Below are 22569 nucleotides of genomic sequence, written 5' to 3' on the forward strand. Positions count from 1 at the left end.
ACGCGTTCCCGGACATCGCGGTCGGCGGCTTCGACGACTCCTCGGCCGCGCTCGGCGCGCACCCCGAGCTGACGACGATCCGTCGGCCCTGGGACCGCATCAGCGCGGCGACGGTACGGGTCCTCCTCGCCCGGATCGGTGGGGAGGAGCCGGCGGCGGTGACCCTGCCGACGGAGCGGGTGCGGCGCGGCTGAAGCCGTGCCTGGCCTGGGCGCGGTCCCCGACGACGGTGAAGCTCCGGGACGGGCAGCGCTGGAGCAGCATCTGCCATTCGGCGTCGGTCAGTTCCTGCTCCTCGTCCACGATGACGTGCGCGAACGGTCCGGCCAGCAGGTCAGGTTCGGCCGAGGGCAGCGCGTTCTCGTCGATCAGGCTGTCCTGGAGGTCCCGCCCGTGCAGCATGCCGAGGGCACCTTCGCTCTCGTCGATCTCGACGTTCTGGAGCAGGCTGCCCATGACGTCGGCCCGGCGCGCCCGCTCGGCGGCGACGGCGGCTTCCTGCCGCTGCTTGCGCGCGGACGCCTCCGAATCGCCGAACCACTGCCGTGCGGCGTCCAGGAGCGGCAGGTCGGAGATGGTCCAGGCCTGGGCGTCCGCGCGCTGGAGCCGGCGCACGTCGTCGGCGCTGGGCCAGGGGGCGCACTTGCGCAGACAGGCCGGTACGGACCACAGGTCACCGACGAGATCACTCGCCTCCAGCATCGGCCACGCGCGGTTGAGGGTGCCGATCAGTTCGCGGTCCTGGAGCAGCGACCTGCGCAGCAGGTGGGGCGGCGGGGCGCGCGGGCGCGGCGCGGCCCGCCGGGGTCAGGACCGTCAGCCCGCCCGGCGCACCACCAGCCATTTCGAGGGCAGTTCCATGCGCGTGCCGTCCGGCGTGAACTCGGTGGTGGCAAGGGGGAGTTCGCCGCTCGTGACGATGTCGAGTCCGGCCTCGGCCACGTACCGCGGCACGGCGTCGTCGACCACCTCGGCGGGGGCGATGCCGTGCGCGAAGATGGGGGCGAGCTTCGGCGGCGGGCCCCCGGGGGCCTGTGCGAGGCCCGTCAGGATGGGCTTGGCCGCCTCGGACAGTTCGACGAGGAAGGCCCTGCCGCGCTCACCGGTCAGCGTCGCGACGCTGTCGACAAGCGCCTGGCGGTCGTCGGGCTCGCACTGGTGGAGGACGCCGCGCATGTAGACGTTCACATCGCCCAGTTCCGCGTGCAGTTGCTCCGCCGCGCCCTTGTCGGCGGCGTCGAGCTGGCGGAACTCCGCCTGGTCCGCGGGGTCGGCGTGCCGGGCATGGGCGAGGGCGGCGACGGACAGGTCGACGCCGAGGACGTGCGGGAAGCGGTCGGCGAGGAAACGGGTCTGGGTGCCGTTGCCGCAGCCCAGGTCGACCATGGGCAGGTCGGTCGCGGCCACGTGCGGTTCGAACAGGGCGAGATGGACGCCGACGGTCAGTGCGGGCTCGGCGTCCCAGATGACGGCGCCCGGTTCGCCCGGGGCCTCGCGCCAGAACGCCTCCCAGGCCTCCCTGTACCGACTCGTGACGCTCATGCCCAGCTCCCCGGGGTGCGACGAGAGCCGCCGAAGCCGACGGCAAGATCGGTCTACCGCGCCCCGCTCCCGCGAACAAGGGCGTCCACGCGATCCTTCACGCCCCAATCACCTTCGGGGCAACGGCAGTTCGAACCAGACCGTCTTGCCGGAGTCGGTGCGGCTCGTGCCCCACTCCTTGGCGAGCGTGCTGACGACCCTGAGGCCGCGTCCGTACTCGTCGCCGGGGCCCGCGCTGAGCAGCGTGGGCAGCGCGGGGTCGTCGTCCTCGACCTCGCACAGCAGTGTCCCGGCGCGGACCAGGCGCAGGTCGAGGCGGCCGCTGCGGGCGTGGCGCACGACGTTGGTGACCAGCTCGCTCACGAGCAGCTCGGCGGTGTCGCCGAGGGCGTCGAGGGCGTCGAGGGACCAGGCCCGCAGCTGCGCACGGGTCAGCTCGCGGACCCGGCTCACCTCGCTCGGCTCGGGGGTGAGCCGCCAGCGCGCCACGTCGTCGCCCGCGATGCCGTTGAGCCGGGCCATCAGAAGGGCCACGTCGTCCTTGCGGCCGCCGTGCGGGTTCAGGGCGCGGATGATCGTGTCGCAGGCCTCGTCCATGGAGGCGGCGGGGTGCGCGGCGGACTCGGTGAGCGTGGCGAGGCCGACGCCGATGTCCTCGCCGCGGACCTCGACGAGTCCGTCGGTGCACATCAGGAGCCGGTCGCCGGGCGCGACCCGTACCCGTACCGACTCGAAGGGGACGCCACCCACGCCGATGGGCGCCCCGGTCGGCAGGTCGAGCAGTTCGCTGCGGCCGTCCTCGGCGCGGACCAGGACAGGCGGGATGTGACCGGCGTTGGCGAGGTTCAGCTCGCCGGCGATCGGATCGTAGACCGCGTAGAGGCACGTCGCGAGATAGTGCTCGCCGAGGCGCTGGGCGAGGTCGTCGAGGTTGCGCAGGAGCTGCTCGGGCGGCAGGTCCAGGGCGGCCATGGTCTGCACGGCCGTACGCAACTGCCCCATCATCGCGGCCGAGTTGAGGCCGTGGCCCATGACGTCGCCGACGACGAGCGCGGTGCGGGAGCCGGGCAGTTTGACGGAGTCGAACCAGTCGCCGCCGACCCGCCCGAGGAGCGTGCCGGGCAGATAGCGGGTGGCGATGTCGCAGCCGGACATGCGGGGCTGGATGTGCGGCAGCATGCTGTCCTGGAGGGTGTCGGCGACGCTCTCCTGGTAGGTGTACATGCGGGCGTTGTCGAGCACGAGGCCCGCGCGGGCGGCCAGTTCGGCGCCGGTGACGCGGTCCATGTCGTTGAAGACGGGCCGCTCCCGGTGGCGCAGCAGGATCATGAAGCCGAGCACCACGTTGCGGGCCTTGAGCGGTACGACGAGCATCGAGCGGTGGTTGATCAGCGGGCGGATGTCGCGCTTCTCGAACTGGGAGGCGATGGCGTTGCCCATCTCCTCGGTGATGCGCGGTACGAGCACCGGGTCGCCGGAGGTCATGCACTGGAAGAACGGCGTGTGTGCCGGGAAGGGCATGGACTCACCGACCGGCACGACGTCGTCCCAGCGGCCCGGCTCGTCGGTGTGCTCCACGGCGACCCGGTGCCACAGCGTGGTCTCGTCCGGCGGCCCCTCGGGGAACCCCTCGCCCGCGACGACCTGCTCGCGCAGATATGTGCCCGCGACATCCGTGAAGCGGGGCACGACCGCCCGGCTGACCTCCAGGATCGTGTGCGACAGGTCGAGGGAGGAACCGATGCGTCCGCTGACTTCGTTGAGGAATTCGAGGCGCTCGCGCACCGCCGCGTATTCGAGGTCCTCGCCCTCGTCGTCACCGGCGTCATGCTCGGCCGCGGGGAGTCCGTACGCGGCGGCCCGCTCGGCGCGCTGCCTGCGCGCCTTGCGCTCGTCGCGCCGGGCCACGCCCCAGTCCGGGGTGACGGGCACCCGGTCGTGCCGACTGAACTCCAGGACCGGATAGCCCAGTTCGAGGACCTGGGCGACGATGCGGGAGCTGTCGTCCACGCTCATGCTCGGCAGGATCTCGGGCAGCCGGGCCGCCAGCTCGTCCGCGCCCGGGAAGTCCGTGTGCAGGGCGAAGCCGGGCGCGATCCGCTCAACCTGCTCGACCAACTTGGCCTGCTCGCCGCGCGCGTCCCGCCCGGCCCGCGCAACCCTCTCGACCCGCTCGCTGCATGCGTCCCGCCCGGCCCGCTCAGCCTGCTCGCCGCGCGCGTCCCATCCGTCCCCGGGCCCCTCGTGCGCGGCCAGCTCAACCCGCTCGCCGTGCTCACCACGCCCGGCCCGCTCGCCACGCGCGTCCCACCCCGCCCGCTCAACCCACCCGACCCGCTCGGCCTGCTCGCCAGGCGCGTCCCACCCTGCCCGCTCAAGCCGCTCAAGCCGCTCGACCCGGTCGCCGCGCTCGTCCCGCCCGACCCCCTCGACCCGCTCGCCACGCGCGTCCCACCCCGCCCGCTCAACCCACCCGACCCGCTCGGCCTGCTCGCCACGCGCGTCCCACCCTGCCCGCTCAAGCCGCTCAAGCCGCTCGACCCGGTCGCCGCGCTCGTCCCGCCCGACCCCCTCGACCCGCTCGCCACGCGCGTCCCACCCCGCCCGCTCAACCCACCCGACCCGCTCGGCCTGCTCGCCAGGCGCGTCCCACCCTGCCCGCTCAAGCCGCTCAAGCCGCTCGACCCGGTCGCCGCGCTCGTCCCGCCCGACCCCCTCGACCCGCTCGCCGTGCTCGCCACCCACGTCCCACCCGGCCCCAGGCCCCTCGTGCGCGGCCAGCGCCTCGGCGTCGGCGGCGAGCACGAGCAGCCGCTCCGGCCCGGGGCCGACCAGCGGGTACGCCCACCAGATGACGTCCACCCGGGCGCTGCCACCCCTCGCCGGCCCGGTCAGCCGCGCCCGGCCCGCCGCGGGATAGGAGATGTGCCCACCGAGGGACGTCTCCAGGTCGGGGCCGAGCCCGGCGTATGCCCCATGGGGCTCATGGTCCTCACGGGCCTCACGGGCCCCGCGACTCTCACGCATCGCGCCGTGGACGGGGAGCAGATCGCCCGCAGGTCGGCCGACGGCCTCCTCCTTCGGGCATCCGAAAAGGCGGCGCGCTCCGGCGCTCCAGTGCGAGACGAGCCCCGCGCCGTCGACGACGACCACGGCCAGGGGGATGCGTCCGGCCACGGCACTCTGCGCCACCGGCCCGTCCGGAGTGCCTCGTTCCATGGCCCATGCTCCTTCCGTGGCGGCGCAAGATCTGAACCGCCACCAACCACCGTACGGCCGGAGCGGGTTGCCGTGCCGGGCAATGCGGTAATTGCCCGTGGCCGAAAAGCTCCGGCGCACGCCCCCCTGGACGCCCCCGTACGTCAGTCCTCGTGGCCCAGTTGAAGGTCCCGCTCGGTGCGTCCGCCGCCCGCGACCTGGAGGACCGTGGCGACCGGCGGGTAGCCCGCCGCGATGACGGTGTACTCGCCGGACGACAGGTCGACGAAGCGGAAGGTGCCGTCGAGCCCGGTGGTCAGGGTGTCGACGACGTTGCCCGCGGCGTCGAGCAGCGTCACGCGCGCGTCCTCGACGGCCCGGCCGCCGCCCGCCCGCACGGTGCCGCGCAGCACCGCGCCGCCCGCGAGCTCCACGTCCTGGCGGGTCTCGCGCGAGGCCTGCACGGTGACCGGCAGCGCGGCGGGACGGAAGGCGGGGGCGCTCGCCGCCAGGGTGTACTCGCCGGCCACCAGCTCGGTCATGACGTAACCGCCCTCGCGGCCGCTGCGAGTGGTGGCGACGACCTCGCCGCGGACGTCGGTGAGGGTGACGGCGGCATCCCGGACGGGCGTTCCGTCGGCGGTCGTCACGGTGCCCGCGAGGCGGCCCGCGCCGCCGAGGACCACGTCGAGTTCGACGGGCCGCTCGCCGACGGTGACCGTGACGGCCTGCGGCTGGTGCCCGCCGGCGGCCGCGATCAGCACGAACGACCCCGATCCCGGTGTCGAGAGGGCGTACCGCCCGTCCTCCCCGCTCGCGCCGCGCCCGATCTGCTGCCCGGTCACGTCGATGAGGGTGAGGGCCGCGCGGGGCACGACGGTGCCGTCGGGGTGCTGCACGGTGCCGCAGACCGGGACCCCGGCCGCGTACGCCGTCGTACGGGCGTGGGGGACGGTCACCGGCGCGGCGGCGGGTGCGTTGGGGGGAGTGGCGCTGGACAACAGGGGGGTCTCCTTGAGGAAGAAGGCGAGCAGCATGCCGAGGACGAGCACCGGCACCAGGTAGAGGAAGATCCGCGGCATCGCGTCGGCGTAGGCCTGGATGTAGCCCTCGCGCAGCGGCGCGGGCAGCGCGTGGACCAGCTGCGGGGTGAGGGACTCGGGGTCGGGCAGGTCCGGGTTCGCCCCGGCGGGGAGCCGGTCCGCGAGGATGCGGGCGAGACGGTCGGCGAAGAGCGTGCCGAAGAGCGCGGCGCCCACGCTGCCGCCGATCTGCCGGAAGTAGTTGTGCGCGCTGGTGGCCGTGCCGAGGTCGCCGGGGCGGACCGTGTTCTGCACGGCGAGGATCAGGACCGGCATGACCAGTCCGATGCCCGCGCCGAGGATCGCCATCCAGACGCTGTACGCGAGGCGGGACGTGTCGGCTTCGAGCCGCGAGAGGAACCACATGCCGACGACGGACAGGGCGCCGCCGAGCACCGGATAGATCTTGTAGCGCCCGGTGTGGCTGATGAGCTGCCCGGAGATGATCGAGGCGCCGACGACGCCGCCCATCATCGGCAGCATCAGGAGGCCGGACTCGGTGGCGCTCGCGCCGTCGACCATTTGCAGGAAGGTCGGCAGATAACTGGCCGCTCCGAAGAGGCCCACCCCGACGACCATGCCCACCAGGGAGGTGAGGTTGAAGACCGCGTCGCGGAACAGGCGCAGCGGAATGATCGGTTCTGCGGCGAACCTCTCGGTGAGGAGGAAGAGCAGGCTCGTCACCACGGCGCCCGCCCCGAGCCCGAGGATCAGCCGGTCGCCCCAGGCGTACTCGGTCCCGCCCCAGCTGGTGAGCAGCACCAGGCAGGTGGAGGCGGCGCCGAGCAGCAGCGCGCCGAGCACGTCGAACCGCCCCCTGCCGACGGGTTTCGGCAGCTTGAGGGCGAGGGTGACCACGAACAGCGTGACCAGGCCGAAGGGCACGTTGAAGTAGAAGCACCAGCGCCAGGAGGCATGGTCGGTGAAGAAGCCGCCGAGCAGGGGGCCCGCGACCGAGGCGAGGCCGAACGCGGCGCCGATCAGCCCCATGTAGCGGCCGCGCTGCCGGGGCGGCACGATGTCCGCGATGATCGCCTGTACGCCGATCATGAGGCCGCCCGCGCCGACGCCCTGGAGGGCGCGGAAGACGATGAGTTCGTCCATGGTGCGCGACCAGCCGGCGAGCGCGGAGCCGGCGACGAAGACGAGAATCGCGAACTGGAAGACGCCCTTGCGCCCGTAGAGGTCACCGAGCTTGCCGTAGATGGGCAGTCCGATGGTGGAGGTGAGCAGGTAGGCGGTGATCGCCCAGGACATCTTGTCCAGGCCGTGCAGCTCCCCGACGATCTTGGGGAGCGCGGTGGCGACGATCATCTGCTCCAGGGCGGCGAGCAGCAGGGCGAGCAGCAGCCCGACGAAGACCATGCGGACGCGGCGGGGGCTGAGCGCCTGTGCCGTCGCGCCGGCTGCCTGCGGTGGCTGTCCCGCCCCTCGGCCGTCCGGTGGCGCGGCCGCCTCGCCGTCCTGCCCGGAGGCCTTCGCCAGCGTCGTCCCACCCACGTACTGCTCCCCTCGTCGCGCCTGCGCCGCCAGCTTTCTCGCATTACGCGACAACTGGGAGCAAGCGCGACGAGTCGCTCTTCAGCGGGACCTCAGGGATGAACGCGCCGGTCGAAGCCCTACGGCGCGCGACGGAGCCGAGCGGAGAACCACTCGAAACGGTGAGCGTGACTACTTCTCCAGCTCGGTGGCGAGATTGCCGAGGACGGCGTCGTAGATCCGCCCGAGGCCCTTGGGCGCGAAGGTCTTCTCGAAGAAGCCGCCGATGCCGCCCGCGCCGTTCCACACGCTGGTGACGACCACGCGGGACTTGCCCTCGCCCGCCGGGGTGACGGTCCAGGTGGTGACCATGGAGGAGTTGCGGTCCTTCTCGACCAGCTCACCGTCGGTGGGCTCGGTGACCTCCAGAAGGCAGTCTCGAACCCGCTTGCTGGTGGCCTGGAGCTTCCAGTGGACCAGGGTGCCCTCGCCGTCGCCGCCTTCGCGTACCTCGTACTCGCTGAAGTGCTCCGAAAGGATCTTTCCGCGCGTGCCGCTGTAGTCGGCCAGCGCGTCGAAGACGTCGTCCGGCTGTGCCGCGATGATCCGCTCCGTGGTCGCCTCGACCTGCGCCATTGCACTTCCTCCAGCACTCGGTTTATCGGGGAGTTCAGGGAGAGCCAACCACCCGGCGCACCGGCCCCCCAAATCGGGGCCGCCGCCGGGACCCGTTCAGACGGGCAGCAGCCGCAGCGAGACCCAGAGCGCGACGGTCGCGAGGAGGAGGGCCGCGGGCGTGGTGAGCAGGCCGAGGCGGGTGAACTCCCGCAGAGGGACGTGGTGTTCGTGCTGGTGGGCGATGCGGCGCCAGAGCAGGGTGGCGAGGAGCCGGCGTAGGTGAGGTTCGGGCCGACGTTCACGCCGATGAGCACGGCGAGGACGGCTCCGGGGCCGGACGGCGCGGCCAGCGGGACCAGCGCCAGGACGGCCGGCAGGTTGTTGATGAGGTTGGCCAGGAGCGCGGCGACGGCGGCGGTGCCGAGCAGCGCGGGCAGGGCCGCGCCGTCCGGCAGGACGTGTCCGAGGGCGTCGCCGAGGCCGTTGTCGACGACGGCCCGCACGACGACCCCGAGGGCGAGGACGAAGGCGAGGAACGGCAGCGAGGCCGAGCGCAGGAGCGCGACCGCGGTGGTGCGCCGCCGCAGGAGGGCGCGCACGGCGAGCACGGCCGCCCCGGCCGCCGCGGCCCAGGCCGGGTCGACGCCGGCGGTGGAGGCGGCCGCGAACCCGGCGAGGGTGAGCGCCACGATGACCAGGGCGAAGCGCGGTGTCCGGGGCGGCTCCGCGGTGTCGCCGCCGTCGGCCGGGGCGTTGAGGTCGGCGGCGAAGAACCGCCGGAAGACGGCGTACTCGACCGCGATGGCGACCAGCCACGGCAGCGTCATCAGGAGGGCGAAGCGGGTGAAGCTCAGGCCGGTCGCGGCGAACGCCAGGAGGTTCGTGAGGTTCGAGACGGGCAGCAGGAGCGAGGCCGTGTTCGAGAGGTGGGCGCTCGCGTAGACGTGCGGCCGGGGCCGGGCGCCCATGCGGGCGGCGGTCGCGAAGACCACGGGGGTGAGCAGGACCACGGTGGCGTCCAGGCTGAGGGCCGCGGTGATGACCGAGGCGAGCCCGAAGACCGCGGCGAGCAGGCGGCGGGGGCGTCCCGCGGCCCGGCGTGCCATCCAGGTGCCGCAGGCGTGGAAGAGCCCTTCGTCTGCGCAGAGCTTGGCGAGCACCAGGACGGCCGCGAGGAAGCCGATCACGGGGCCGAGCCGGGCGGCCTCGTCCCGCACGTCGTCGAGCGGGATCGCCCCGGCCGCGACCACCACACCGGCGGCGGGTACGGCGAAGACGGCTTCCGGGCGGCCGAAGGGACGTACGACCGCGCAGATCAGCACCACAGCCAGGGCGACGACGGACAGGGACTCGACGAACATGCTTCCGATCATGCAACGGGCACGCGAGCGGTTCGTCGCCGGGCCGCCGGATCGCCGGGCCACCGGGCCGCCGGGCCGCACGATCAAGGGAACATGTGTTCTATTCTGGGGCCAGTGCTACCGAGGAGGCGTCATGCGCTGGGAGAACCTCTCCGACGGGCCGCGTCAGGGCACCGCTGATGCCGCGCTGTTCGGCGCGGACGCGGTGACGACACGGACCTTCGACACCCCCGAGTTCGCGGGGATCACCTTCCACGAGATCCGGGCCCGCTCGATCCTGAACCGCGTGCCGGGCGCGTCCCGTATGCCGTTCGAATGGACGGTCAATCCCTACCGGGGCTGCACGCACGCGTGCGTCTACTGTTTCGCGCGCAAGACCCACAGCTATCTGGACCTGGACACCGGCATCGGGTTCGACAGCCAGATCGTCGTCAAGGTCAACGCCGCCGAACTGCTGCGGCGCCGGCTCGCCTCGCCCCGCTGGCACGGCGACCACATCGCCATGGGCACGAACGTCGACTGCTACCAGCGCGCGGAGACGTGTTGCACACCCCGTCAAGAGCCGATGACCTGCGGAAACACGGGAACCCCGCCCCTACCGCGCTGCATCGCCGCAGTCATGGGAGGGGCGGGAGCTAGTCAGCGCGGGTCACGCGGGCATGGTCGCTAAACTCTCGCCGGTAGAGGTCATGGCCGGGGTTCCGGCCCGCGTGTCTCAGTGCCCAAGCCTGCGCATCCTCGGAATTCCCCTGCGGTCCGGACGACTCCCCGCACTCGTGCGTCATGCAGTGCAGTTCAGCGACGATCCCGCCCGCTGGTTCGTGGCGGATGGTGTGGTCTACGAATCGGTACACAGCGCGGGTCGTCATCAGTGCCCCTCGGGGTGCTTCCGCATGAGGACGTTGCAGTCAGACACGGTGGTCATGTCGCCACCCGTTCGGGCACGGTCACGAACGTTGGCCAGCTCTCGGCAACCGGCGCATCCGTCTACGGGCTTCGGCTCCAACTCCGCCACTCTGAGCGGGAGTTCGACCGGCGCTGTGCTGTACCTAGTCGGTTCGGTCATGCGGTCCATGATCCGGAATCCCATACGTAACGCGGTAGTTGACCAGGGTTGACTAATCTAGAAGCACTGCCAGTCAACCCCCAGAGGTTCGCCATGCGTGACGACTTTCCCGATCTTGCCCGCCGGGCACTGCGGGACGCCGGGTACTCCATGAAAGCCGCAGCGCGGGAAATGAACTATGACCCCGCATACCTCTCGCGTGTACTGAATGGCAAACAGCGCCCCTCGGAAAATCTGGCTAACGCCTTGGATTTCCTCGTTGGCGCCGGGGGTTCGCTGGCCGGAACCTTGCTCAGCGAAGACGACTCGGAACGCGTTGCCCGCAGTGCCGAGAATCCCTCTCGACTGGACGCCGGAACCGTTGACGCTCTCGCTGGCGTGCTGGCCGCTTACCGGCGACTGGACGACACAGCACCTCCCCGCAGCGTGATTCCGGCGACCATGGCGCAGATGCAGGAAGTTACGCGGATGCTCAAGGAAGCGCGCGGGCCGCATAGGGACCGCCTATCTGACGTAGCGTCAGAATGGGTCCAATTCACAGGATGGCTATTCGCACAAACGCGCGAATATCCGCAGGGGGTACGGCTGTTGAACGACGCCGTAGAACTTGCCGACGAAACAGGGAACGGCACCCTTGCCGCCCAAGCGCTCAATTTCAAGGGCTACATTGCGCGACAGCAGGGACGACCACAAGGTATTGCCCGCTGGTTCAGAGCAGCAGCGAATACACCCGGCGCGCACCCGGCACAGCGGATCGGGGATTACCTACAGGCAGCGGGCGGGCTCGCTGAAATGGGAGAGCAAGACGCAGCGCTGCGCATGGCCGAGGACGCCGAACGGCTCATGGACAAAGCCGCCGCACTCCCGCCGCCCGAAACCGCGTATTGGCTTACGCCGAACTTTAACCGGCTGAACATGGGGATTTGCACCCTGGCGCTGGGGAGGTACAGCGAGGCGGCCGACCATTTGCGTACCGGTCTCGCTGGCCTGCCTGATGAGCTACGCGACGCCCCTTGGACGTGGGAGCACAAGGACGCGCTACGCCGGGCCGTAGAAGCCGCCTAGCGCGGATACCACCCTTCAACGTTAAGGGGTGACAGGCGGTCGTTTGGGCGACCCAAAAACTTGTACAGATTCACGCCTGCTATACCAGTGCGGTGGCAAAAGGGCCTGAAAGGGAGGCACCCCCCAGGGTATTCCCGCAGAAAAGCCGAGAGACCGCCTACCACAGCGGGCAGACGGTCTCTCTAGCTAGTTCGGATTACTCGGTGTCGGCAAGTGCGCGGTACAGCGTGGCGCGGGAGACACCCAGGGCCTTAGCAATGGCCGAGACGCTTTCACCCTTAGCCTTGCGCGCTTTAGCAGCGGCCAGCTTGTCAGCGTCCATCACAGAGGGACGGCCACCGGTGCGCCCCTGAACCTTAGCAGCGTCCAGACCGGCGCGGGTGCGCTCAACGATCATGTCCCGCTCCAGCTCAGCAAAGGCAACCATCATCGTAAAGAAGAACTTGCCTTCCCCCTTGGGGGAGTAGCTACCGGCCAGCGTCCCCGTCAGAATCCGCAGGCTGATCCCACGGGCGTGCAAATCCTCGGCAATCGTGAGCACGTCCTTAGTGGAGCGGCCCAACCGGTCCAGCTTCCACACGCACAACGTGTCACCCTCGCGCATGTAGTCGAGAGCGGCTATCAGTCCGACGCGGTCGGCATTCTTCCCGCTGGCCTTGTCCTCGAAAATCCGGGAGCAACCAGCGTCGGTCAGAGCGTCCGCCTGAAGCTGCGCTTCCTGAGCGTTCGTGCTGACTCGCTTGTAGCCGATCAGAGTTCCGGAGTTCGTGTTCGTCGCCATGCGTAGATCGTCTCATAACTTGTCTCAAAACACCAGTCGTCTCGGGCTGGTTCTGAGACGGGTTTTGAACACTGTTTCCGGCCGGTGCGGGCCGTCGGCGGGGGTGTCTCACAAACCACCGTTTGATAGACGCCGAATCAGTGATCACGCGCGGTGACGGTCCGCCGGACCTCGCCGGGGCGGGGCGGGGCGGAGCGACACTGCCCGAGGGAATCAACATGACCGCACACCCGTTCTGACCTGGGGTTATGTTGTGAGTGTTGATTCCGACATAGAAAGTAGATCCCCTTAAGAGAACCTATAGAGGAACCCAAAACAGGTCTCAGGAACAGCACTCGACACACCGGCCCCTCTCCGCTGTGTTACGACGTTTTTCCAGCCCGCCGACCCTAGAAGCCCTGCGTGTCTCCTTAACGGCCTTTCGCAGCTTCCCCGGCAACTCCTTCCACCGAGGGGCTGCACGCCGCCTGAGTGGCCGTCTATGGCTTCCTGGGCATAGTAAAGGGGCCCCGCCCGGATCACTCTCCGAACGGGGCTCTTAGTTCCTGCTCAGGCAGCCGTGTCCCACGCGAGCTCATCAAGCCAATTGATCTCCATGCGGGAATCTCCGTCGAACTGGACTCCCCTCTTGGGTGCGCGCCGCACTCGGATTCGCCGGATTGCCAGCCTCAAGAGATCGCGCTTAAGCGGGAGGTCTGCCGCTTCCCATGCTTCCCGCTGTTGCCCCAGTTCCAGCAGAAACGAGATATCGACCGGCCCCGCGCCCTGTATGCCGTCGAGTTCCTTTTGTGCTGCCATGACGGCCGCGTTCGCCTCGGTTAGCTGGGGCGCGAAGAACCGTTCCGAGGGGCCGTCGAACAGTCCAGCGCGCCGGTCCTGCCACAGACGGGAGAGAACGCGCTCTGCGTCCGCCAGAGCGGCCCTAGCGGTCTGTTCTTCCTCGGATGCCTGCGGGTCCTTCCTGGCCGCCCAGCGCTCCGCCACGATGGCCAACAGCGGGTCGTCTAGGTCGGCGGAGTGGAGGCGGGCAGACCACCGCTGAAAGACGTACTCCTCGGCGCTGTACGCGGCGGCATTTGCGGGGGCCGGGCACACTCCGCCAGCGCGGGAGCGCCAACAGGCGTATGACGTTCCAGCACTCGGCATGGACGAGGAACACCCGCAGCATTCGAGTAGGTCAGTGAGCAGATGCTTTGCCTTCCATGACTCGGCGTCTGCCGGGGGCCCGTTCCCGCGTGAGGCCGCCTGAGCCTCGTTGTACTCGTCCTCTTCAAGCAGCGGCGGGCCGACCATGACGCTGACCTTTTCGCCGTTCTCGTTGAGGTAGAGCATCCGGCGCGACCGGTTGTCGGAGCGCCCGGTTATCTGCCAGCCGGCATACGCGGGGTTTCCGATCATGTTCGCCACGGTGCTGAACGCCCAGTTACCGCCAGTGGGAGACGGAACACCGCGCTCATTCAAGCGGCGTGCCATTTCTCGCTTGGTCACTCTGGCTACCGGCCATTCGTACGTGACCAGCCGGGCAATTTCCATCTTGGTTACGTGAGGCTCACCGGGGATGCCAGCGGACGTTTCCGGGTCGCGCTGTAGCTTCCGTTCCTCTATCTCCTCGCCGTCCTCATCGAACGCAGAGACCATGACCACACGCAGACCGTAGGGGGCTACCCCGCTAAGCCACTCGCCATTTTCGAGCTGGAACGTCTTGGTATTCCGCACACGCTCGCTCAGTACCTCGGTTTCCTCGCGGGCGTCCTCGGCTCGCCGGATGAGTTCCGAACGGTCCCGAGGGTTAGCGCTGTCCAGTCCGATCCCGGGGTTGTCGGCGTCGCCGTTGTCGATCAGCAAGCGGCGGGGGCGGCCGTCTGCGGGCTCTACGATTGAGAGAATGGCACCAGCACCCCGGCGGGTCCATCGGTCCAGCCGGAACACCCAAAGGGCTCCGATTTCGCCACGGTCCAAAGCCTGAAGGGCGAGATCCTGCTTAGGTACTTTCTTGGACCGGCGAAAGCGGGATGCCGATCCGACCTCGCGCCATACATGACGAACGGTCAGGCCGAGCAGTTCGGCTGTCTTGCGGCCTCGGGCTTCCTGCGCGCTGACCGAGATTTCCCGGCGACCGGTCTTGCTCTTGACCGCCTGACTCTTCCGACACACCAAGTCGATGAGGTGGCTTGTGTCGTCCGGCTGTGTGTTCATGCCGGACATATTCGCGGGTCAGGGCCGCTTAGGGAAGTGTGCAACCCTCTGAGGGCCGCTACCGCCTGATGCAGGGCATCATCGAGGCGCTGCGCGACCGCGGCAATCCCTTCTCGATCCTCACGAAGGGCACGCTGATCCTGCGCGACCTCGACCTGCTGCGGCAGGCCGCGGCCGTCACGGACGTCGGCATCTGCGTCTCCGTCGGCTTCACCGACCACGAACTGTGGCGCACCGTCGAGCCGGGCACGCCCGCCCCCGAGCGGCGCCTGGACGTGGTCCGCACCCTGACCGGGCACAGCATCGGCTGCGGGGTCCTGATGGCGCCCGTGATCCCGTTCCTGGGCGACCACCCCGACCAGCTGCGCGCCACGGTGCGGGCCATCGCCGCGTCCGGCGCGACCTCCGTGACCCCCCTCGTCCTGCACCTACGGCCCGGCGCGCGCGAGTGGTTCATGGCGTGGGTGGACCAGCACCACCCGCATCTGGTGCGGCGGTACGAGCGGCTGTACGCCGAGGGGGCCTATGCCCCGAAGTGGTACCAGCGCCGCATCACCCGCCACGTGCACGAGCTGGCCGAGGAGTTCGGCATCGGCCCCACGCGCGCGGGCGCCACGCGTCGCCTCCGGGTCCCCGAGGAGCGGGAGCCGACCGCCGGCCCCACCCAGCTCACGCTCCTGTAAGAGCGTCCTGCCAGAACGTCTGCTCCTTTCAGGTCATTCATCGACAGAACAGCCACTTCCGGACGGGGTTTCCGGGACGATGCGCCCGAGGCCGTGGCGTACACGGCCCCGGACCCTCCGCCCTGGGAAGCCTGATGAAGAAACGCGCCGCCGCCCTCTGCTCCCTCGCCGCGCTGACCGGAACCGCCGTGCCGGCCGCCGGGCTGTCGCCCACGGCGAGCACGGTGCCCGCACCGCGCACCGCACAGACCGCCCCGGCGCCCCCGCTCGCATGGAAGAAGTGCGCCACGAAGGCACATCCGTCGCTCCAGTGCGCGTCGTTGAAGGTCCCGCTCGACCATCAGCTGCCCTCGGGCGGACAGATCACCCTCGCCCTGTCGCGCGTCCCGCACACCGCGAAGACGTCCCAGGGGCCGCTCCTGGTGAACCCCGGCGGCCCGGGCGGCAGCGGGCTGACCATGGCCGGGACCGTGGCGAAGGCCCTGCCGAAGGAGGTGGCGGCGCAGTACGACGTCATCGGCTTCGACCCGCGCGGCGTCGGCAGGAGCGAGCCCGCGCTCAATTGCCGCCCCGGTCACTTCGCCCCGGTGCGGCCCGCCGGGATCCCCGTCACGCCGGCCCTGGAGCAGGCCAACCTCGACCGGGCGCGGGCCTTCGCACGGGCGTGCGCATCGAAGTACGCGGGTGTCCTGCCGTTCATCGACACGGTGAGCACAGCCAAGGACATGGACGCCATCCGCGCGGCCCTCGGCGCGCCGCGCCTGAACTATCTCGGCTACTCGTACGGCACGTATCTCGGCGCGGTCTACGCCAAGCTGTACCCGCACCGCGTGCGCCGCATGGCCCTCGACTCCGTGGTCGACCCGACGAGCGTCTGGTACGCCGCCAACCTCCGGCAGAACCTCGCCTTCGACGCCCGCCACAAGGCCCTCATGGCCTGGATCGCCCGGCACGACTCCGCGTACGGGCTTGGCAGGGACCCCGCGAAGGTCGAGGCCCAGTGGTACGCGATGCGGCGAGCGCTGGCCGAGCGTCCCGCGGGCGGCAAGGTGGGCGCCGCCGAACTGGAGGACACCTTCCTCCCCGGCGGCTACACCAACCGCTACTGGCCGCACCTGGCCGCCGCCTTCGCGGCGTACGTGAAGGACAAGGACACCGCCGCACTCCTGAAGGCGTACGAGACCTTCGGCGCGAGCGGCGCGGCCGGTGAGAACAGCTACAGCGTCTACACGGCCGTGCAGTGCAGGGACGCGCAGTGGCCGCGCGCCTGGCGGACCTGGCGCCGGGACCACGCGCGGGTCCACGCGAAGGCGCCGTTCGCCACCTGGAACAACGCCTGGTACAACGCTCCGTGCGCGTTCTGGCCGACGCGCCGTCTGAGCCCGCCGGACGTCTCCAACTCCGCGCTGGGGCCGGTCCTGCTCTTCCAGGCGACCGACGACCCGGCCACTCCGTACGAGGGTGCCGTCACCCTGCACCGCACGCTGGACGACTCGCGCCTGGTGGTCGAGCGGGGCGGCGGCAACCACGGCGTCACGTTGCGCGGGAACGCCTGCCTCGACCGGCACTTGGCGGCGTACCTGGCGACCGGCGAGGTGCCCGGCGGCAGCGGCGAGGCGGACGCGGGGTGCGCGGCGCTGCCGGACCCGAAGCCGTCACCCGCCCGTCAAGGCGCCGCCGGGCGCGGGGCGTTGTCAGTGCCGTGGTCCACCATGGGGGCATGAGCCGACCGACCCGGGTCAGCGCCTCGCGGCGGCGGGCGAGTGACTGGCGGACGTGCGCCGACGGGAAATGACCGATGCCGACGGCCTCAGCGTCGCGGAGGGGGCGCGGCAGCTGCGCGAGAGGCTCGTGCGGGGGCATACCGGCGCGGTGGACCTGATCGCCGAGCGCGCGGACCGGATCGCCGGCTGGGCCTGCGGCCCCGCGCCCGACACCCGCGCGCTGCTGTGTCCCTCAGGGGCGCGGGGAACTGCGCGCCCAGCCCCCCACACACACCCGCAGACCGACGAACAAACCGCACGCACCCCACCCCGCCTCACTCCGGCAGCCGCGCCAGCGCCGCCGCCGCCGCTGCCGCGAGGCGGGGGTGGGCGCAGGCCTCGGTCAGGACCGGGCGGGCCCGCGCGTCGCCCAGCGCTCCCAGGCCCTCCACGCAGGCGAGTGCGATCTTGCCGTAGGGGTCGTGCGGCGCGAGCCTTCGACGCAGGGTGGTGATGAGGGCGGGCGCCGACTCGGGGGCGCGCAGTTCCGTCAGCAGCCGCACGGGATGCAGGGCGTAGGCGACGCGGAGTTCGTTCGTCGCGAGGGCCGCCGCCGCGCGGGCCGTACGCGGATCGCCGAGGCGTGCCAGCGCGTGGGCCGCGGCGGCGCACCGCGGCGGGTCCCGGTGGTTGAGAAGGAGGACGAGCGACTCGAAGGCCCTGCGGTCACCGGCGACGCCGAGCCGGACCGCCGCCAACTCCCGGGCCCACAGCGGGCGGCCGGGAGAGACGAGCACCTCGGCCAGCTCGTCGAGATCACCGGTGGCGACCAGCTCCTCGTACTCCCGTGAGGCCCCCGCCTCGGCCCGTAAACGCCCGGTCACCGTCCGCAACTCCTCATCCATGAACGCGAGCCTAAGCCTTACCCGGCGGTCGCGACGTAGATCACAGGGAACCGGGATCAGGGAGGACTGGCGCGCTCGTTACCCGGCGGTTAATCTCATCTGAGCGGGGCACACTCCCCGTGAGCACGTCCTCACGACGGCCTGGTGACGCAGCCGCCGTGGGTGTCAGTCGGTTCGGTACCCCGGGTACCGAAGGGCACCTCAGGTGCCTCAGGTATCCAGTACGGCACGGCCCCGGGACAGGGCCGGCCGGCCTCTCACCGGGCGTGGACTCTGCGCCGCCCGGACACGACACCTCCCAAACCCCCGCACGCTCCGCGACAGTCGAAGTCGACAGCCGACGTGTCCGCGTGCGCCCCCTCAGTCGTCACTCTCTTCCTGGAGTCCACACATGGACGCTCCCTTGAACGCCCCCTCCCTGAACGACAGTGCGCCGAACGGCACCTCCCTGCACACGGTCGCCGTCATCGGTCTGGGCACGATGGGCACCGGAATCGCCGAGGTCCTGGCCCGTGCGGGCCGCGAGGTCATCGGCATCGACATCAGTCAGGCGGCGGCCACGCAGGCCGTCGCCTCCCTGGAGGCCTCCACGGCCCGCGCCGTGCGCGGTGAGCGGCTCACCGACGAGGAGCGGCGCGACGTCCTCGCCCGCTTCCGCACCTTCACCGACCTGCGGGCCGCCGCCGACGCCGACCTGGTCATCGAGGTCACCCCCGAGTCGTACGAGATCAAGCAGCAGGTCATCCGCGAGCTCGACGGCGTCGTGCGCCCCGACACGATCATCGCGACCGGCACCAACGCGCTGTCGGTGACCCGCCTCGCCGCCGAATCGGCGCGCCCGGAACGGGTTCTCGGCCTGCACTTCTTCAACCCGGCGCCCGCCATGAAGCTGGTCGAGGTCGTCTCGTCCGTGCTGACCTCGCCCGCCGCCGTCGCCACGGTCACCGAGCTGGCGCAGGCCCTCGGCAAGGAGCCCGTCGCGGTCGGCGACCGCCCCGGCTTCGTCGCCGACGGACTGCTCTTCGGCTACCTCAACCAGGCCGCCGCGATGTACGAGGCGAAGTACGCCTCCCGCGAGGACATCGACGCCGCCATGAAGCTGGGCTGCGGCCTGCCGATGGGCCCGCTCGCGCTGCTCGACCTGATCGGCGTGGACACCGCGCGCACGGTCCTGGACGCCATGTACGCCGAGTCGCACGACCGGCTGCACGCGCCCGCGCCGATCCTCAAGCAGCTCAGCGAGGCGGGCCTGACCGGCCGCAAGTCGGGCCGCGGCTTCTACACGTACGCCGAGCCGGGCAGCGCCGAGGTCGTGCCCGACGCGCTGACCCCGCTGGAGGGCGAACGGCACACGCGGGGACGTACCGTCCGCTCCGTGGGCGTCGCGGGTTCGGGGACGATGGCGTCCGGTATCGCGGAGGTCTTCGCCAAGGCCGGTTACGACGTGGTCCTGGCCGCCCGTACCGACGAGAAGGCCGAGACCGCCAAGGCCCGCGTCGGGAAGTCGCTCGCGCGCTCCGTCGACAAGGGCCGGCTGACGGCCGAGGCCGCCGCCCAGGCGCTGGAGCGGATCACTTCGGCCGGCTCCTACGAGGCGTTCGCCGACGTCGATCTGGCCCTGGAGGCCGTCGCCGAGGACCTGGAGATCAAGCGGCAGCTCTTCGCGACGCTCGACAAGGTCTGCAAGCCGGGCGCGATCCTCGCGACGACGACTTCCTCGCTGCCGGTGGTGGCCTGCGCCCGCGCCACCACGCGCCCGCGCGACGTGATCGGCATGCACTTCTTCAACCCGGCCCCGGCGATGAAGCTCGTCGAGGTGGTCCGCACCGTGCTGACCGCCGACGACGTGCACGCCACGGCCCGCGAGGTGTGCGCGACCATCCGCAAGCACCCGGTGGACTGCGGCGACCGCGCCGGGTTCATCGTGAACGCGCTGCTGTTCCCCTACCTCAACAACGCGATCAAGATGGTCCAGGAGCACTACGCGACGCTCGACGACATCGACGCCGCGATGAAGCTGGGCGGCGGCTACCCCATGGGCCCCTTCGAGCTCCTGGACGTCGTCGGCCTGGACGTCTCGCTGGCCATCGAGAAGGTCCTGCACCGCGAGTTCCGCGACCCGGGCCTGGCCCCGGCGCCGCTGCTCGAACACCTGGTGGCCGCGGGCTGCCTCGGCCGCAAGACGGGCCGTGGCTTCCGCGAATATGCCCGGCGCTGAGCGGGCCGAGGAGCACCCGGGGGCGCGGGCGGACTGGGGCGGGCTGCTCGGGCCCCCGGGCGGCCCCGTCCCGCGGGAGCACCGCGCCGTGCGTATGCAGTACGTTCATGGCATGTCCAAGGCCGCCAAGTCCTCACGTACGCCCGCCACGCCCGACGCCCCGGAGAGCGCCGCGGGCAGCCGCGCCGCCGCCCAACGGCTCAAGATGCGCAGGGAGCTGGCGGCGGCGGCCATGGAGCTCTTCGCGTCCAAGGGCTACGAGGCGACGACGGTCGACGAGATCGCCGCGCAGGCCGGGGTCGCCCGCCGGACCTTCTTCCGGCACTTCCGCTCCAAGGAAGAGGCGATCTTCCCGGACCACGACGACACCCTGATCCGCGCGGAGGCGGTGCTCAACGCCGCTCCCCCGCACGAGCACCCGCTGGACACGGTGTGCCGCGGCATCAAGGAAGTCATGAAGATGTACGCGGCCTCGCCCGCGGTCTCCGTGGAGCGCTACCGCCTCACCCGCGAGGTCCCGACGCTCCGGGAGCGCGAGATCGCCTCGGTGGCCCGTTACGAACGGCTCTTCACGCGCTATCTCCTGGGCCACTTCGACGAGCACGCGCACCACGACGGCAACGACGACCCGCTGCTCGCCGAGGTCGCCGCGTCCGCGGTCGTCACCGCCCACAACCACGTGCTGCGGCGCTGGCTGCGGGCCGGCGGCCAGGGCGACGTGGAGACGCAGCTGGACCACGCCTTCTCGATCGTGCGGCGCACGTTCGGCACGGGGATCGGGGCGGGCCGTGACACGCTGCCCGCGGCGGCCCCGGCGACGGTGTCCTCGCAGGGGGAGGTCCTCGTCACGGTGGCCCGGACGGACGCCCCCTTGGACGAGGTCATGCGGACCATCGAGAAGGCTCTCCGGGAGCGAGCGTCTTAGCCCGTTTCGCCCTTTTGATCCTCGGCTTTTGAGGGGGTGCTACCAACCGGTAGCACCCCCTCTGTCATGCCCCGACCCCCCTCTGACCTGCACTGATCGATCATCGGTCAAAAAGTTCTGGCACCGAGTGTCTTGCCGACTGGCACGCGGTGCCATACGTTGATGTTGTCCGGGCGGCCGGCGTGCAGAGATCATCCGTACGCCGGCTGTCCCCTCAAGCCACGGCTTGCGCGTCCGGACGCCTGCGTCACAGGCACCTCTCACGCCCCACCAAGGCGTTGCCGAGCTCCACCCCTTGGCCGAACCGACGGCACACCTCCAAAGCCCCGCCAGCACCCCACGAAACGTCGAGCAGCGTTCTCCCCAGACCGCTTCTTAGCCGGAGGCAACACCGTGAAGGAAATCCTGGACGCGATTCAGTCGCAGGACGCACAGTCCGCCGACTTCGCCGCTCTGCCCCTCCCCGACTCGTACCGCGCGATCACCGTGCACAAGGACGAGACGGAGATGTTCGCGGGCCTGGAGACACGCGACAAGGACCCGCGCAAGTCGATCCACCTCGACGACGTGCCGGTCCCCGAACTCGGCCCCGGCGAGGCCCTGGTGGCCGTCATGGCCTCCTCGGTGAACTACAACTCCGTGTGGACCTCGATCTTCGAGCCGGTCTCCACCTTCAGCTTCCTGGAGCGCTACGGCCGGCTCAGCGAGCTCACCAAGCGCCACGACCTGCCGTACCACATCATCGGCTCCGACCTCGCGGGCGTCGTGCTGCGCACCGGTCCCGGTGTGAACTCCTGGAAGCCCGGCGACGAGGTCGTCGCGCACTGCCTGAGCGTCGAGCTGGAGTCCTCCGACGGCCACAACGACACGATGCTCGACCCGGAGCAGCGCATCTGGGGCTTCGAGACCAACTTCGGCGGTCTCGCCGAGATCGCGCTCGTCAAGTCCAACCAGCTGATGCCGAAGCCGGACCACCTGAGCTGGGAGGAGGCCGCCTCCCCCGGCCTCGTGAACTCCACCGCGTACCGCCAGCTGGTCTCCCGCAACGGCGCCGCCATGAAGCAGGGTGACAACGTCCTGATCTGGGGCGCGAGCGGCGGACTCGGTTCGTACGCCACGCAGTTCGCGCTCGCGGGCGGCGCCAACCCCATCTGTGTGGTGAGCAGCCCCCAGAAGGCGGACATCTGCCGCGCCATGGGCGCCGAGGCGATCATCGACCGCAACGCCGAGGGCTACAAGTTCTGGAAGGACGAGCGCACCCAGGACCCCAAGGAGTGGAAGCGCTTCGGCAAGCGCATCCGCGAGCTGACCGGCGGCGAGGACATCGACATCGTCTTCGAGCACCCGGGCCGCGAGACCTTCGGCGCCTCGGTGTACGTCACCCGCAAGGGCGGCACCATCACCACCTGCGCCTCGACCTCGGGCTACATGCACGAGTACGACAACCGCTACCTGTGGATGTCCCTGAAGCGCATCATCGGCTCCCACTTCGCCAACTACCGCGAGGCGTGGGAGGCCAACCGCCTCATCGCCAAGGGCAAGATCCACCCCACGCTCTCGAAGGTGTACTCCCTGGAGGACACCGGCCAGGCCGCCTACGACGTCCACCGCAACCTCCACCAGGGCAAGGTCGGCGTCCTCGCGCTCGCCCCGCAGGAGGGCCTCGGCGTGCGGGACCCGGAGAAGCGGGCGCAGCACATCGACGCCATCAACCGCTTCCGCAACGTCTGAACGCCCTAAGGAGCAG

Annotated in this window: 13 protein-coding genes and 5 pseudogenes; 8 read left to right on the plus strand and 10 right to left on the minus strand. The window is 70.6% G+C overall.

The annotated features are described in order from the left end of the window. Positions 1-11 precede the first annotated feature (11 nt). Positions 12-194, plus strand: a pseudogene (locus ACOBQB_RS05180) (substrate-binding domain-containing protein); the annotation flags it as partial. On the opposite strand, the pseudogene ACOBQB_RS05185 reads toward ACOBQB_RS05180, so the two are convergent. The 6 genes and pseudogenes from ACOBQB_RS05185 to ACOBQB_RS05210 all read right to left on the minus strand — a co-directional run. Beyond that, positions 184-771 (minus strand): annotated as a pseudogene (locus ACOBQB_RS05185) (AAA family ATPase); the annotation flags it as partial. The pseudogenes ACOBQB_RS05180 and ACOBQB_RS05185 overlap by 11 nt on opposite strands. A 45-nt stretch (positions 772-816) precedes the next feature. After that, positions 817-1542, minus strand: coding sequence for a class I SAM-dependent methyltransferase (locus tag ACOBQB_RS05190; RefSeq protein ID WP_423589129.1), 726 nt, complete (start codon positions 1540-1542; stop codon positions 817-819). A gap of 108 nt (positions 1543-1650) precedes the next feature. Beyond that, positions 1651-4761 (minus strand): SpoIIE family protein phosphatase, encoded by a 3111-nt coding sequence (locus ACOBQB_RS05195; RefSeq protein WP_423589132.1) that lies wholly within the window; start codon positions 4759-4761, stop codon positions 1651-1653. A 143-nt stretch (positions 4762-4904) separates the two neighbouring features. After that, on the minus strand, positions 4905-7322 hold the full coding sequence (locus ACOBQB_RS05200; protein WP_423589134.1) for an MFS transporter: 2418 nt from the start codon (positions 7320-7322) through the stop codon (positions 4905-4907). A gap of 171 nt (positions 7323-7493) precedes the next feature. Continuing rightward, entirely contained in the window at positions 7494-7937 is a 444-nt protein-coding gene (locus ACOBQB_RS05205) for an SRPBCC family protein (RefSeq protein ID WP_423589136.1), read from the minus strand. A 96-nt stretch (positions 7938-8033) separates the two neighbouring features. Continuing rightward, positions 8034-9280 (minus strand): annotated as a pseudogene (locus ACOBQB_RS05210) (SLC13 family permease). A 133-nt stretch (positions 9281-9413) separates the two neighbouring features. Here ACOBQB_RS05210 and ACOBQB_RS05215 point away from each other — a divergent pair. Next, positions 9414-9818: pseudogene (locus tag ACOBQB_RS05215) on the plus strand (radical SAM protein); the annotation flags it as partial. A gap of 330 nt (positions 9819-10148) precedes the next feature. Here ACOBQB_RS05215 and ACOBQB_RS05220 read toward each other — a convergent pair. Further along, positions 10149-10346, minus strand: a complete 198-nt coding sequence (locus ACOBQB_RS05220; RefSeq protein WP_423589138.1) for a hypothetical protein — start codon at positions 10344-10346, stop codon at positions 10149-10151. A 93-nt stretch (positions 10347-10439) separates the two neighbouring features. Between ACOBQB_RS05220 and ACOBQB_RS05225 the strand changes: the two genes are divergently transcribed. After that, entirely contained in the window at positions 10440-11411 is a 972-nt protein-coding gene (locus ACOBQB_RS05225; RefSeq protein ID WP_423589140.1) for a helix-turn-helix domain-containing protein, read from the plus strand. 196 nt (positions 11412-11607) lie between these two features. On the opposite strand, the gene ACOBQB_RS05230 is transcribed toward ACOBQB_RS05225, so the two are convergent. Beyond that, positions 11608-12192: a recombinase family protein gene (locus tag ACOBQB_RS05230; RefSeq protein ID WP_423589142.1), complete on the minus strand. Its 585-nt coding sequence runs from the start codon at positions 12190-12192 to the stop codon at positions 11608-11610. A 549-nt stretch (positions 12193-12741) separates the two neighbouring features. Continuing rightward, positions 12742-14388: a recombinase family protein gene (locus tag ACOBQB_RS05235; protein ID WP_423589145.1), complete on the minus strand. Its 1647-nt coding sequence runs from the start codon at positions 14386-14388 to the stop codon at positions 12742-12744. A gap of 41 nt (positions 14389-14429) precedes the next feature. On the opposite strand from ACOBQB_RS05235, the pseudogene ACOBQB_RS05240 reads away from it, so the two are divergent. Further along, positions 14430-15071: pseudogene (locus ACOBQB_RS05240) on the plus strand (radical SAM protein); the annotation flags it as partial. A 134-nt stretch (positions 15072-15205) separates the two neighbouring features. Continuing rightward, a complete protein-coding gene (locus tag ACOBQB_RS05245) occupies positions 15206-16795 on the plus strand; it encodes an alpha/beta hydrolase (protein WP_423589147.1) in 1590 nt (529 codons plus the stop codon). Between the two features lie 314 nt (positions 16796-17109). Here ACOBQB_RS05245 and ACOBQB_RS05250 read toward each other — a convergent pair whose 3' ends face one another. Continuing rightward, on the minus strand, positions 17110-17679 hold the full coding sequence (locus tag ACOBQB_RS05250; protein ID WP_423589149.1) for an adenylosuccinate lyase: 570 nt from the start codon (positions 17677-17679) through the stop codon (positions 17110-17112). A 391-nt stretch (positions 17680-18070) separates the two neighbouring features. Here ACOBQB_RS05250 and ACOBQB_RS05255 point away from each other — a divergent pair, with 391 nt between their 5' ends. The 3 genes from ACOBQB_RS05255 (at position 18071) to ccrA (ending at position 22553) form a co-directional block, all read left to right on the plus strand. Continuing rightward, positions 18071-19897 (plus strand): 3-hydroxyacyl-CoA dehydrogenase family protein, encoded by a 1827-nt coding sequence (locus ACOBQB_RS05255; protein WP_423589151.1) that lies wholly within the window; start codon positions 18071-18073, stop codon positions 19895-19897. A 112-nt stretch (positions 19898-20009) separates the two neighbouring features. Next, positions 20010-20822 (plus strand): TetR family transcriptional regulator, encoded by an 813-nt coding sequence (locus ACOBQB_RS05260; protein ID WP_423590410.1) that lies wholly within the window; start codon positions 20010-20012, stop codon positions 20820-20822. Positions 20823-21215: 393 nt separating this feature from the next. Beyond that, the gene (ccrA, locus tag ACOBQB_RS05265; RefSeq protein ID WP_423589153.1) at positions 21216-22553 is read left to right on the plus strand and encodes a crotonyl-CoA carboxylase/reductase; all 1338 of its coding nucleotides are present in this window, start codon (positions 21216-21218) and stop codon (positions 22551-22553) included. The last annotated feature ends 16 nt before the right edge of the window (positions 22554-22569 follow it).

Source organism: Streptomyces sp. G5(2025) (assembly GCF_049542075.1).
Lineage (GTDB): Bacteria > Actinomycetota > Actinomycetes > Streptomycetales > Streptomycetaceae > Streptomyces.

What these genes read in the sequence shown, in the direction of transcription:
- ACOBQB_RS05245 (WP_423589147.1), top strand. Translation starts at nt 15,206, where the DNA reads ATGAAGAAACGCGCCGCCGCCCTCTGCTCCCTCGCCGCGCTGACCGGA.
- ACOBQB_RS05190 (WP_423589129.1), bottom strand. Translation starts at nt 1,542, where the DNA reads ATGAGCGTCACGAGTCGGTACAGGGAGGCCTGGGAGGCGTTCTGGCGC.
- ACOBQB_RS05235 (WP_423589145.1), bottom strand. Translation starts at nt 14,388, where the DNA reads ATGAACACACAGCCGGACGACACAAGCCACCTCATCGACTTGGTGTGT.
- ACOBQB_RS05255 (WP_423589151.1), top strand. Translation starts at nt 18,071, where the DNA reads ATGGACGCTCCCTTGAACGCCCCCTCCCTGAACGACAGTGCGCCGAAC.
- ACOBQB_RS05250 (WP_423589149.1), bottom strand. Translation starts at nt 17,679, where the DNA reads ATGGATGAGGAGTTGCGGACGGTGACCGGGCGTTTACGGGCCGAGGCG.
- ACOBQB_RS05195 (WP_423589132.1), bottom strand. Translation starts at nt 4,761, where the DNA reads ATGGAACGAGGCACTCCGGACGGGCCGGTGGCGCAGAGTGCCGTGGCC.
- ACOBQB_RS05205 (WP_423589136.1), bottom strand. Translation starts at nt 7,937, where the DNA reads ATGGCGCAGGTCGAGGCGACCACGGAGCGGATCATCGCGGCACAGCCG.
- ACOBQB_RS05220 (WP_423589138.1), bottom strand. Translation starts at nt 10,346, where the DNA reads ATGACCGAACCGACTAGGTACAGCACAGCGCCGGTCGAACTCCCGCTC.
- ACOBQB_RS05225 (WP_423589140.1), top strand. Translation starts at nt 10,440, where the DNA reads ATGCGTGACGACTTTCCCGATCTTGCCCGCCGGGCACTGCGGGACGCC.
- ACOBQB_RS05230 (WP_423589142.1), bottom strand. Translation starts at nt 12,192, where the DNA reads ATGGCGACGAACACGAACTCCGGAACTCTGATCGGCTACAAGCGAGTC.
- ACOBQB_RS05260 (WP_423590410.1), top strand. Translation starts at nt 20,010, where the DNA reads ATGTCCAAGGCCGCCAAGTCCTCACGTACGCCCGCCACGCCCGACGCC.